Annotated in this window: 13 protein-coding genes and 1 pseudogene; 10 read left to right on the plus strand and 4 right to left on the minus strand. The window is 65.5% G+C overall.

Annotated features, from left to right (window positions below; translation table 11 throughout):
- Nucleotides 1-66 precede the first annotated feature (66 nt).
- Nucleotides 67-861 (minus strand): helix-turn-helix domain-containing protein, encoded by a 795-nt coding sequence (locus tag CJZ82_RS15555; RefSeq protein WP_094556665.1) that lies wholly within the window; start codon nt 859-861, stop codon nt 67-69.
- A gap of 170 nt (nt 862-1031) precedes the next feature.
- Here CJZ82_RS15555 and CJZ82_RS15560 point away from each other — a divergent pair, with 170 nt between their 5' ends.
- From CJZ82_RS15560 to CJZ82_RS15595, 9 genes are all read left to right on the plus strand, one after another.
- Entirely contained in the window at nt 1032-1253 is a 222-nt protein-coding gene (locus tag CJZ82_RS15560) for a hypothetical protein (protein WP_143593709.1), read from the plus strand.
- A gap of 27 nt (nt 1254-1280) precedes the next feature.
- Nucleotides 1281-3446 carry a PriCT-2 domain-containing protein gene (locus CJZ82_RS15565; RefSeq protein WP_094556667.1) on the plus strand — a complete coding sequence of 722 codons (2166 nt, stop codon included), beginning with the start codon at nt 1281-1283 and terminating at the stop codon, nt 3444-3446.
- Between the two features lie 306 nt (nt 3447-3752).
- The gene (locus CJZ82_RS19170; protein ID WP_233130304.1) at nt 3753-4163 is read left to right on the plus strand and encodes a hypothetical protein; all 411 of its coding nucleotides are present in this window, start codon (nt 3753-3755) and stop codon (nt 4161-4163) included.
- Between the two features lie 54 nt (nt 4164-4217).
- Entirely contained in the window at nt 4218-4469 is a 252-nt protein-coding gene (locus CJZ82_RS19175) for a hypothetical protein (protein WP_233130305.1), read from the plus strand.
- 112 nt (nt 4470-4581) lie between these two features.
- Nucleotides 4582-4962 carry a DUF2058 domain-containing protein gene (locus CJZ82_RS15575; RefSeq protein WP_233130306.1) on the plus strand — a complete coding sequence of 127 codons (381 nt, stop codon included), beginning with the start codon at nt 4582-4584 and terminating at the stop codon, nt 4960-4962.
- A gap of 10 nt (nt 4963-4972) precedes the next feature.
- The gene (locus CJZ82_RS15580) at nt 4973-5338 is read left to right on the plus strand and encodes a hypothetical protein (RefSeq protein WP_094556668.1); all 366 of its coding nucleotides are present in this window, start codon (nt 4973-4975) and stop codon (nt 5336-5338) included.
- Complete coding sequence (locus CJZ82_RS15585) at nt 5328-5876, plus strand: hypothetical protein (protein ID WP_233130307.1); 549 nt, start codon at nt 5328-5330, stop codon at nt 5874-5876. The genes CJZ82_RS15580 and CJZ82_RS15585 overlap by 11 nt, the downstream gene beginning before the upstream one ends.
- Before the next feature lie 3 nt (nt 5877-5879).
- Nucleotides 5880-7538 carry a terminase gene (locus CJZ82_RS15590; RefSeq protein WP_158218604.1) on the plus strand — a complete coding sequence of 553 codons (1659 nt, stop codon included), beginning with the start codon at nt 5880-5882 and terminating at the stop codon, nt 7536-7538.
- A 4-nt stretch (nt 7539-7542) separates the two neighbouring features.
- Complete coding sequence (locus tag CJZ82_RS15595) at nt 7543-8127, plus strand: sigma factor (protein WP_233130308.1); 585 nt, start codon at nt 7543-7545, stop codon at nt 8125-8127.
- Nucleotides 8128-9476: 1349 nt separating this feature from the next.
- On the opposite strand, the gene CJZ82_RS18500 is transcribed toward CJZ82_RS15595, so the two are convergent.
- Complete coding sequence (locus CJZ82_RS18500; protein ID WP_158218605.1) at nt 9477-9623, minus strand: hypothetical protein; 147 nt, start codon at nt 9621-9623, stop codon at nt 9477-9479.
- Here CJZ82_RS18500 and CJZ82_RS15600 point away from each other — a divergent pair.
- Complete coding sequence (locus CJZ82_RS15600; protein WP_094556670.1) at nt 9622-10212, plus strand: DUF4236 domain-containing protein; 591 nt, start codon at nt 9622-9624, stop codon at nt 10210-10212. The two genes, CJZ82_RS18500 and CJZ82_RS15600, sit on opposite strands and share 2 nt — an antisense overlap.
- Here CJZ82_RS15600 and CJZ82_RS15605 read toward each other — a convergent pair.
- Nucleotides 10202-10876, minus strand: coding sequence for an alpha/beta family hydrolase (locus tag CJZ82_RS15605; protein ID WP_094556671.1), 675 nt, complete (start codon nt 10874-10876; stop codon nt 10202-10204). The two genes, CJZ82_RS15600 and CJZ82_RS15605, sit on opposite strands and share 11 nt — an antisense overlap.
- Nucleotides 10866-11046 (minus strand): annotated as a pseudogene (locus CJZ82_RS18505) (hypothetical protein); the annotation flags it as partial. The gene CJZ82_RS15605 and the pseudogene CJZ82_RS18505, both read right to left, overlap by 11 nt.

Raw genomic sequence — 11046 nt, forward strand, 5'->3', positions numbered from 1 at the left:
TGGGCGGGACCGTCGCCCGCATGGCCCGGATCTTAGGGGCTCGCTAATGCGGGGCGCAAGTCTTCCTCAGGATTCCGAGGCTGCTGTGGGTTTGGCCTTGCTCCGGCTCCCCGTGCCTTTGCTGCTGCGGCTCCTTGGCTTGGCCGCTTCCGGCGAGCCGCCAGCGGGTTCGGCAGCGCCGGCCGCTGGCGGGAGGGTTTCGAGCCAGGCGTGGATCCAGCGCTCAGGCAGCCACTCGCCGTCCCACAGCTCCTTGAGCTGCTCGGGTTCGTAATCGCCAAAGGAGGTGAGCACCGTGCGCAACTGCTTGCGCAACGGCAGTGGGGCCTGGCGAGCGATCTCCTGCACCGCCTCGAAGGCATCGAGGTCGCGCTCGTCGACGGCGCTGCTCACCAGCTCGCGCCAGGTCTGGCTCAGGGCCCTGGCCTCCTGGAGCGCCACGGGCGGGGCCTCGGGCCTGGGCTTGGGCTGGAAGGCCGTGGGCACCGGCCGCAGGCCGACATAGCAACTCCACAGCTCAATCGGTCCCCAGAGGGTGCCGTCGTCATCGACGATCGCCGTGGCGCCGTTGAGTTTGTCTTTGAGGGCCTGGGTTTTGAGACGACTCCAATCCTCCTCAGCGATGCGGCGGTTGACTTCGGCGAGCTGGAAGAAGGCGGGCCGGCGCAGCTCACAGGCTTTGCCCTGCTCGATCGCGCTGAGGTTGCCGTAGCTGATCGCCGAGAAGCCGGACTCCTTGCCCCAGTCAGCAACGGTGTACTGGGTCCAGCCGTTGCGCTCCCGCCACAGGCGCAGCATGCGCCCGAAGGCGAGGCGAGCCTCGGCCTGACGTGCCTCGATCTGGGCGAAGGATTCGGCCATGCCTCACAAGGCTGAGGTTCGTTAGCGGCACGCTAAGGCATGGGACCGGGCCTGCCCAGCGTTCACAAGCCGCCACCTGGAACGCAGTCCAATCGCTACACCAGGAATTGCCTCAGCCTTGCGAGGACGGGCCAAACGGGATACGGTTCAGCTCCCAGCGCTGCCGAGTCGTGCGTCCTCTTGCCGTGCGCCTGCCCCCTGAGCTGATCCACTGGCTCGACGCCCACCGCGGCGGCGAGGCCCGCACCACCTTCCTGCGCGCGATCCTCCGCGATCACATCCGCCGCCAGAGCAGGAGCAAGTCCCGCACGCAGACCCCGGCTCTCCCTGCAGTCAGGGACGGAACCAGGGGAAGCGCCTCCGCCTCACATCGGCAATCGCCACTGCTCTGAGCCCTCCCACCTTCAGGCCCTGCGCTGATGCCCCTGCCTGCCCAGCTGATCGAGAGCCTGCAGGCGATCGATTCCGACTGGGCGCTGCTGCCGATCGATGGCCGCAAACGACCGGTCGATCCACACAGCGGTGAGCCGCTCCTGGCCTGGGGCAACAGCGGCCTCGACCTCGAGACGATCACCGCCCTGGCCGATAACCCCCACGTCCATGCCGTCGGGGTGCTGCTCGGGCCAGCCTCCGGTGTGTTGGCCCTCGACTTCGATGGACGCGGTGCCGCCGCCTGCTTCCGCCGCATCTACGGCCGCTCACACCGTGACTTGCCGCCCACCGTCGGTTGGTCGTCGGGGCTGCCCCATCGCGGCCAACTTGTCTTCCGGGTGCCATTGGAGAGCTGGGACCTGCTGCGGGGCCGGCGCCACTGGACCGGTGCTGCCCAGGCCGGCAAGGCCCGAACAGTCTTTGAGCTGCGCTGGGCGGGCCATCAATCGGTGATCGCCGGCGTCCACCCTGAAACGGGTCGCTACCGCTGGATGCAGGGCCGCTCACCCGATCAGGTGTCGGTGGCTGAGGCACCGGAATGGCTGCTGGAGCCGCTCTACAAGCAGCCCGATGAACCGGTCGGCGGCGACTACGCCCCGACAGCAGCGGATGTGCCCCGCGCCCTGGAGCTGCTCCAGCACATCCCTCCGCTGGAGGACTACGAGGGCTGGCTCACGGTCGGCATGGCCCTCCATTCGGTCGATCCCGGCCTGCTGAGCAGCTGGGTGGAGTGGTCACGCGGCTGCGCCGGGTTCGATGAGGCCGAGTGCCTGGCCAAGTGGCGCTCCTTCAAGGGGCGTGGCGTCACGATCGGTAGCCTTCACCACCACGCCGCAGCGGCCGGCTACCAGTACCCGTGGCCGGCCGGGGAGAGGCCGCGGGGTGATGCATTGGAGCACGAGGCCCCTGACGCTGGACCCAAGCCGCTTGCCGATCCACCCCGTGATGAGGTGATCGCTGGGCTGCTTGAGCAGCTGCTGGATCTGCTGCTCGAAACCCGCGACACCTGGGCGCAGGAGCAGGCGATTCGCTCCGCCCTCTGGAGCCTCGGGGTGACGGGACAGGCGATCGACGAGCGCATCTATTACGCCCTGGCCCACCGCTGGGAGCTGCCGATGCAGAACTCCCACAACGGCGGCTGCCGCAACCGCCGCCTCAGCGATCCGATCACCTCGCCCGCGGAGGACCTCCTGCCGGGCTTTCTGCTCTGGCGCCGCGATCACCTGCTCTTTGGCGCCGGCGGTAGCGGCAAGACCATGGCCGCCGCCGCCATGGCGGTCTGCTGCATCAAGGGCCTCCCCTTTCTCGATCAGGAGATCCCGCCGTCGCGCCGCGGGCGGGTGCTGTGGATCGGCACCGATGGCGGCGAGGGCGCCCGGGCGATGGTGCGCGAGTACCTGGAGGATCTCGGCTGCGCCGAGGACCCGAGCGTGGATGAGCAGCTGACGATCTGGGCCGCCGAGCAGGCCGATGGCCTGCCCTCCTGGTGCTGCAGTCCCTCCGGTTTGCAGGAGCTGCGCCAGGAACTGGCCGGCGGCGGTTACGCCCTGGTGGTGATCGATTCACTCAAGGCGGTGCTGGAGCTCGCCGGCATCAACTTCGGCATCGGCCCGGTCGGCACCCTGCTGCGCCTCCTGCAGGCGCTGGTGTGTCGCCACTGCTCCCTGCTCTGGCTGCACCATCCGGCTGGAGGCAAGAGTGCCGGCAAGGGGCTGCAGGCCGCCGCTGGCAGCCAGAACATCAATCAGATCCCCTCGGCGGTGCACCAGCTCACCCGCAAGCTCGAGGACCGGGGCCCCTGCAACGTCTGGAGCGTCCACAAGCTGCGCGGCAGTCCGGCGCGGGAGTTCAGCTATCGCCTCACGGAAGACGGCTTTGCGATCACCGAGGGGTTCATCACGCGCAATTGCCGCGTCGCGGTACTTGATGCCATCGAGCTGCGACAGGCCGGTGGCCTGCCGACCAGCACCCCCTACCTGTGCACGGATCTCGCCTCCTTCCAGGAGGGCTCGGTGCGCAACAACCTCACCTGGCTGCGTAAGCGGGGGCTGGTGCGTAAGGCGGGTCTGGCCTGGCGGCTGAGCCCGCAGGGACAGAAGCTGCTGGAGCTGACGCGACAGGGCGGCGGTGAGCAGCAACTCTGGGCGGCATGAACGAGCCAGATCGCCGCCCAACCGCTGTCCTTGATCGCATCGCCCTGTGTGGCCCTCTTCCATCAAATGAAAAAGTGATTTTTTCTCTCTAAAGGACTGCAGTGCAGCCGTTCTCAGCGATAAGAATGGATGAAAAAGTCGTGAAAAGCTGTGAAAATGTCGTGAAATCGGATCAGCAGGAGTCGTTCACGGCCGTTCCTGTGTTTTTCATCGCTTTCATTCCCCGTAACTGCTTGCTGCGCAGTCGATCTGCCGGATTTCTTCACGAATTCACTCCCTGATGTGTACCTCCCTCCCCCCGCCGGCATGACGACCAACCGCTGGCTTGAACCAATCGCCGGCTTGCATCGCCTCGACCCGCAGCACACCTACTGGCTGGACGATCACCTCTTCCCGGTTTCGATCACCGGTGTGCTGCAGGTGGCCAAGTCCAGCTATGCCCTCGGCCGCATCGAGGCCAGCCGCTCGGTGTGGGAACCGCGTGGCAACACCTGCCACCAGGCCCTGGAGCTCTTCCTGACGGGCCGCTTCCGGCCTGATGCTGACCCCTCCGAGAAACACGATCAGGGCGACAAGACGAGCGGGGCGGAGATTGATTTCGAGGCCTACCGGGAGTGGATCGAGCCGCTGATCGAGCACGAGCGCTGGGGTGCGGTGGAGGTGATCGCCTCGGAGCGCCCCACCTGCTGTCTGGTGCGCAATGTGGCCGGCACCTAAGACACCGCCTACATCGACCCGCAGCTCCCCGCGGCTGCAGAGCGACCAGCGGGGGTGAGCGGCGCGGCGAGGGTGCTTGCTGATCTCAAGAGCCTCACCGCCAGTGGCAGCACCTACTGCACCCGCGCCCAGATCGGCGGCTACCTGGCTCTGGAGTGGAGCCAGGGCCACTGGTTCGACTACGGGCAGACGATCTGGAGCCGGCCGGGGCGGACGCAGTTCTCGCCGGCCTATCCCCGGCGGGAGTGCCTGGCGGCCTGGACCGCGGTCTGGGCCCAGTACGTGGCGACCCACCGCCCCTTCTGAGCCCACAAGGCTCGGCATCACGAGGCATGTACTTGCGGCTTGCGCTATCGGGTCGCTACGGTGGCTTGCATGCCAGGGCGCGCCTGGCTCCGTTGTTCGCCCGGCGAGCGCCATGGTTTCCCGCCCCGTTCTTGAGCCCGCCTCCGCTGCCGTCCCCGAGGCTGCTGAACAGGCGGAGCCCATTGATCTGGACGCCCTGCTTAACCGCATCACCCAGCTCAAGGCCGCTCAGAAGGCAATCGAGGCCGAATTGACCCCGCTGCTGGATCAGCTCCATGCCGCCTTTGATAGCGGCGAGCTCGACGCCTCCTTCTCCCACAACGATTTCAGCTTCTGCTGGTCGCCCGGCCGCGTTTCCTACACCTATCCCGAGCCGCTGCGGCTGCAGGAGCAGAGCCTCAAGCAGGCCCAGAAATCAGCAATCGAATCCGGCACCGCCACTGTTCAGCACGGCAACCCCTTCTGGACGATCAAGGCCCCAAGGCCCATCTGATCCTTCCCCGATGGCGAATGCTCAGAAGCGCAAGGGGGATGCAGCCGAGCGGGAGGCGGCCCAGCTGATCGCCGCCTTGCTGGCGCTGCCGGCACGGCGCAAGCTCGGGGCCGGTCGCACCAATGACGCCGGCGGGGATACCGGTGACATCGAGGGCGTTCCAGGCCATGTGATTCAGGTCGCCAGCTGGGCGAACGTGGCTGCCGCCGCCCGGCTCAAGCCGGCCGATGCGCAGCTGCAGGCCAGCAACGCGGCCCTGCCGTTCGCGGCGAGCTGGGTGCGCTTCCGTGGCGGAACCTGGCGGATCGTGCTCACCCCGGAGCAGTGGGCGTCCTACGTCCGCTGCTCCCTCCTGAGCGGCCTCGATGACGCCTGATTCGCATCGCCCTGGCCTGGGGAAGGGAGCTCTCTGGGGAGCGCCCGAGCTGGTTGCCGAGGGAGTTGAAGCGCTGCGCGACGCGGCACCTCACCAGGACGAAGACGGCACCCCTTGCTTCCGGGGCGACGGCCCTGCGCCACGCGCCTCCAGGCGTGGTGTGGCCACCCGCTTTCCCCATCAGACCCTGCCGCCGCGCGCTTCTGTGGCGGAGGTGGAGCGCCGCATCGCCGAGGCCCAGCTCTGGATCGCCCAGCGCCTACCGCTCAGCCTGATGCGGGCAAATGCGGCCAACTCCTGGGGGGTGAGCAACACCCGCACGATCAATCGTTACCTGGATCTGGGCCGCAAGCGGATGGTGGCCGAGCTGATCAACAACCGCCTGGAGCACCAGGCGCAGCACATCTACGCCCTCTACGACTGCGCCCGCCGGGCGATGGACGCCGAGCAGTTCTCCGCTGCCGTTGGGGCCTTGCGAGTGATCGCCGAGATCGGCGGACTGCTGCGGGCACCGATCAAGCCGCCGGAGGCGAAGTAGGCCATGGGCCCCACCACCGAGTTGCTGGCGACCAGGCCGCCCCGGCCTTCCAAGGCTGAGCCTGATGCAACTGGGCTGTCCTCCAGCGGCGGCCTGCTGCACTCCCCGCAGCACGGCGACCCCTGGGGTGATCTCGGCCTGCTCGGTGTTCCCGACCCCTCCCTGGCCACCGCCAGCACGGAGCCCCTGAACTTCCGCGAGTTCATCGCCCAGGCCTACCCCCGCTACGGCTTTCACCGCTGGGCGCTGGTGCTGATTGCCCTGCTCCAGGCGATCGCTGATGGCCAGCTCTCGCGCCTGATCGTCACCTGCCCGCCACGGCTCGGGAAATCACTGCTGGTTTCCAAGCTCTTCCCCGCCTACTTCATCTACCGCCACCCGCACCTGTTCGCGGCCATCGCCAGCTACAGCGGTGAGCTGGCCTATGCCCACTCCCGCGAGGCCCGGCACTTCTACCGGGTGACGGGCAACCTGCTCTCGAAGGATTCAGCGGCCGTCGGCAACTGGCTCACCCCGCAGCGTGGGGGCTGCATCGCCGCCGGTGTCGATGGTCCCTTCACCGGCAAGGGCTACAGCCTCGGCATCATCGATGACCCCTACAAGGGTCCGGCCGATGCCGGCTCTGTTCGGGTGCGAGCTCGCATCGAGGACTGGCTCAAGGCCGTGTGGTTCACCCGAGCTGAGCCGCAGTTCATTGACGCGGGCGATGGCGCCCTGCAGCACAACCTTTCGGCTCAGGTGATCGTGCTCACACGCTGGGATCACGAGGATGTGATCGGGTGGCTGATGGCCCAGGAAAGCGGCGATGCCCCGCAGGAGTGGCACGTGCTCAACCTCCCGGCGATTGCCGAGCACCGGGCTGATCGTCAGAGCTTCCCGGCCTCCTGCACGGTCGAGCCCGATTGGCGCTCACCCGGCGAGGCGCTCTGCCCCGAACGCTTCCCGCTTTCCGAACTGCTCAAGATCCGCACCCGGGTCGGCTCCTTCTGGTGGAACGCCCTCTTTCAGCAGCGCCCCTCGCCGATGCAGGGCGCCATCTTCCAGCGGCCCTGGATCAAGCCGCCGTTCCCCCGCAAGCAGCCGCGCCGCTTTGCGCCCTTGGTGCTCTCATGCGACCTCTCCTTCAAGGGGGAGGAGCACAACGATCACTGCGGCTTCGTGCTGATGGGGCTGCTGCTCCCCGATGCGGCAGGGCCGCACACCGCGGGGCCTATGGCCCGGCCTCAGGCGCCCCAGCTGGAGCTGGAGGTGATCTGGGCGGCCCGCCATCACTTCGATCTGCCGCAGACACTCCGCTTCCTGCTCTCCACCCTCCCGGCCCTTGATGCGCAGGGACTGCGCCCACATGCGGTGCTGATCGAGGACGCGGCCAATGGTCCGGCCGTGCAGCAAACCCTCAAGCGCAAGGTGCCGGGCCTGTTGCCGATCCCCGCCCGTGGCAGCAAGGAATCGCGCGCCCATGCCGTTGCGCCTCTGCTGGAAGCAGGCCAGGTGCGTTTCCACCACCGCGCGGCGCCGCTGGTGGAAGAACTGCCGCGCTTCCCCAAGGGCACCAAGGATCTGGTCGATGCCTTTGGCCATGGGGCCCTGTGGCTGGAGACGCGCTACTGGCGCGGCCTGGGGATCAAGCGCGATCCGCTGCCGATGCTTCTCTCCCGGTAACGCCGTGGCCCAGCTCCTCTTGTCGCTGCACGCATCAGCCACCGGTGTTGTCGTCCCCTCGCCAAGGCCCCTACGGCGCCGCCGTCGAGCCCCCTGCGTTCATCAGCAACTCGTCTTTGCCTTCCCCTACCAGCCACCTCCCCAGACGCCACGCAAGCCCCGCAGGAGGCGGCCTGAACACCCTCAGGCGGCAGTCCATGCGCTCGCCCTGGCTCACGTGGACCTGGCCGACAAGATTGCCGGAAACTTTGCCCGCCGCACCACCCATCCCTTTGATGATCTCCGCCAGCTTGCGGTGATCGGTCTGCTCAAGGCCGCCTCACGCTTCGATGGCACGGGTGGGCGCTCTTTTCGGCCCTATGCACGCACCTACGCCAACGGCGAGATCACCCACTACCTGCGTGACCACGGCTTTGCGATCAAGGTGCCGCCCTCATGGCGCGATCTCTACGCCAGTGGCCAAAAGCTGCTGCGGGAGGGACAGTCGCCCGATGCTCTACCGCAGCGGCTGGGGATCGCGGCCGAGCGCTGGCGGGAGATCCAGGACGCCTGTTCGATCACCGTGATTGTGCTGCAGCCGGATTGCTGAAGGGATGGCTCATGACTTGTGACGTTCAAGATCAGAAGCGGGCAGATAGCCGGGCGGAGGCGGCTCCCTGCGCACCCGCCTTCTGTATCTTGTTCGTTAGGCGTCAGTCCCGCCAAGCTTTATTAGACTAATGGAAGTTTCAGTTTCTACCATTAATTCCGTGGCATGAGTTGATCAACCAGCCTGCGCAAGTTTGCACGACTTGCATGCATATTTCGCCTGCCCATGTTGAGATGAGCCAAGGTAAAGAGCAGCAAGTCAATCAAGTATGCAATATCTCCATGGCCCAGCTCACTCCTGTGTCTGTGCTTCAACATCCATAGGCGATTATAGACTCGGTCCACAAGGTCAGATACGATTTCACAACTCTCTATCCGATGCTTAAACTGTTGGCGAGTATATGGCTCAGCTTCAAGCCAGTCAGCCCTCACAGGTTCACTAATTAACAGATCAAGAGGCACGCTGGCGGCAACCAATGAATCAAAAGCTTCGGTGCGAAGAAGCTCAATATATCCATTGGATGTATCATCGTTGACCTTCCAAAGGCATTCGGCATTCCAATGAAGCTCTCGGCTCAATCGCTCTAGAGCAAGATGGCGAAGAGTTTTAAACTCTGCCTTCTTGGACCAATCATCAGTAGCCACTGACAAGAGCGGCTGCAAGAGTGACGAAAGGACGCCTATTGTCAAATCCATCATTTATAAAGTTAACCAGGTAAGAGGTTTCGTCAGGCAAAAGGAGAGCAGATATCTGAGAATCTTCGCATAATTCCCAAAGGGATGCCTAACTCTTCATTCGTTGGTTCTGTGAACCTCCGCCGAGAGTCCAGCCCTTTCCGAGAACCGCAGCTCAAGAACATCGGGCGCTTAGCAAGAACCCTGTTGCGTCAAAGGCTTTCAGATTTTTCTCCATAAGATTGACCGTGGTTCTCGGGCCTGAGGACAGCTTGTTAATGATGCTAAAGGGCACCTCGAAATATTGCCATTACCGAGCCAGCGCTGAGAATCCACAATGAAGTCAATTCGAGCAGGCATGCAGGCAGTAACCCACTACATCAGAGCGCTGCGGGCGATGGCCAGGAAACAGCCAGGACCTGAGCTCAGAGGAAACTTTGAATCAGCCCTGCCTGCTGACCCCATGCGGCCTGCAGGTAAGCGAGGCTCTGCGGCCAGGAGCTTCAGGATGCGTTCTGCCGTAATGCCGCAAGCGGTGGCAATTTCCGAACCTATCTCCGAACATGCGGACGCGATCGCCGCCAGCATGAATCTCAGGAAGGGGGTGAGATCGCCTGATTGATCTGCAACTCCAAGGCTGGCGTAACAGTTCTCCTGGCCGTCACGCACCACCTCCTACATGGGCAGCCAGGCGAGCAGGGGTTCCCAGTAGCCGTTGTCGTAACTGAACGCATGGATGAACTCCGTGGGGTCATTGTTGTAAATCCTTGAGGCAGGTTCGGCTCCGGCGACACATACCTCTAGAAGCACTGATCGCACCATGCCCTTCCGCTTCCGCCGCTCCGCCCGCCTCGGCCCGCTGCGCTTCAACTTCGCCAAGAGCGGCCTGAGCTCGATCTCAGTCGGTGGGCGCGGGGCGTCGTTCAACATCCCGGTGGCCAGGTCCGGTGGCCCCCGCACCACGGTGGGGATGCCTGGCACTGGCCTGAGCTGGAGCGTCGAGCACAGCGGGGAGCCCATCAGCCGGCCAGCAGCGATCCCAGCTGGGCCTGCCGCAGGTCTTCCCAACAGCCGTCGCCTCAAGCCCGGTCAGCTCGATGATCTCAAGCAGGGCTGCATCACCATGCTGCATGAGCAGCTTCTGCAGCCAGGCAACAGCACCCAGCAGCTTTGGGAGCTGAACCTGGGGAGCCGTCTGCTGACGGATCCTGCAATCGGCGCCCGCACCACCGGCTTGCTGGCCGTGATCGAAACACCAGAAGCGATGGAGGCCTACCTGCTGAGGGCTCAGGGTCAGGACGATCTCAAACGCCGGGCCCATCGCTGCATCGAGGCAGCCCAGGAAACAGTCCGGCTGGCCCGGGGTCGGGGCTGGCTGAAGGCACAGGCAGCAGAAGGGCTCAGCAGCTGAGCAGCTGCCGCAGGAACTGATCGCTCAAGGCCACCACCGTGGCCCAGTTCTCCGCCTCGCTGAGGCCGGAGCTGCGGGTGGGCTTGAAGCTGTGGTCACCGCTGGGGATCCAGTGCAGCTGAACCTGCGGCGAGAGGACGTAGGACTCCACCTCCTCGCGGCGGCCAAAAGTGTCGCGTTCCCCCTGCAGGATCAGGGTGGGCGTCTGCAAGGCGGCCAGGTGCTCGGTACGCAGCTGCAGTGGCTTGCCGGGCGGGTGGAAGGGATAGCCCAGACAGATGCAGCCACGCACCCCATCGCTGGCGGCCAGCTCATCCACCAACAGGCTGGCCACCCGGCCGCCCATTGACTTGCCGCCGATGAACAGCGAACGGCTCGGCTGCTCCGTCTGCTCCATGCGCGCCTGCTCGCGGAACGCCTCCTGCAGCACCGGCATCCGGTTGGGACCCTGTTGTTTGCCCAGGATTCGCTGCCGGGCCATGTATGGGAATTCAAAGCGCACCACCCGCCAGCCCTGCTGCGCCAGTCCGCTGGCGATGGCCGCCATTAACGGGCTGTCCATCGGTGCACCGGCCCCATGGGCCAGCAGCACCGTGGCCGATGCAGCGTCGGGTCCATCGATCAACCGCGGCGCGCAGGCGGTGGTGGGGACCTCAGCCGCCATGGGCTGACCTGCTCCGGTGACTCTCTGGTCGCTCCAGATAGCCCGACGCCCACACCACCGGGCTGATGCCACGGGGGATGATCCGCTCGTAGGCCGGGCTGCGCAGGATCTCCTTGACGGCTTCTCCCAGCAGTTCGTTGGAGCGGCTGCCCGGCAGCCGGTGGCTGAGG

It is taken from the genome of Synechococcus sp. 1G10 (assembly GCF_002252625.1).
Classification (GTDB): domain Bacteria; phylum Cyanobacteriota; class Cyanobacteriia; order PCC-6307; family Cyanobiaceae; genus Regnicoccus_A.

Bases quoted from the DNA above. Each gene is read 5' to 3' on its own strand.
- CJZ82_RS15555 (WP_094556665.1), bottom strand. From the start codon at position 861: ATGGCCGAATCCTTCGCCCAGATCGAGGCACGTCAGGCCGAGGCTCGC.
- CJZ82_RS15565 (WP_094556667.1), top strand. From the start codon at position 1,281: ATGCCCCTGCCTGCCCAGCTGATCGAGAGCCTGCAGGCGATCGATTCC.
- CJZ82_RS19170 (WP_233130304.1), top strand. From the start codon at position 3,753: ATGACGACCAACCGCTGGCTTGAACCAATCGCCGGCTTGCATCGCCTC.
- CJZ82_RS15575 (WP_233130306.1), top strand. From the start codon at position 4,582: ATGGTTTCCCGCCCCGTTCTTGAGCCCGCCTCCGCTGCCGTCCCCGAG.
- CJZ82_RS15580 (WP_094556668.1), top strand. From the start codon at position 4,973: ATGGCGAATGCTCAGAAGCGCAAGGGGGATGCAGCCGAGCGGGAGGCG.
- CJZ82_RS15585 (WP_233130307.1), top strand. From the start codon at position 5,328: ATGACGCCTGATTCGCATCGCCCTGGCCTGGGGAAGGGAGCTCTCTGG.
- CJZ82_RS15590 (WP_158218604.1), top strand. From the start codon at position 5,880: ATGGGCCCCACCACCGAGTTGCTGGCGACCAGGCCGCCCCGGCCTTCC.
- CJZ82_RS15600 (WP_094556670.1), top strand. From the start codon at position 9,622: ATGCCCTTCCGCTTCCGCCGCTCCGCCCGCCTCGGCCCGCTGCGCTTC.
- CJZ82_RS18500 (WP_158218605.1), bottom strand. From the start codon at position 9,623: ATGGTGCGATCAGTGCTTCTAGAGGTATGTGTCGCCGGAGCCGAACCT.
- CJZ82_RS15605 (WP_094556671.1), bottom strand. From the start codon at position 10,876: ATGGCGGCTGAGGTCCCCACCACCGCCTGCGCGCCGCGGTTGATCGAT.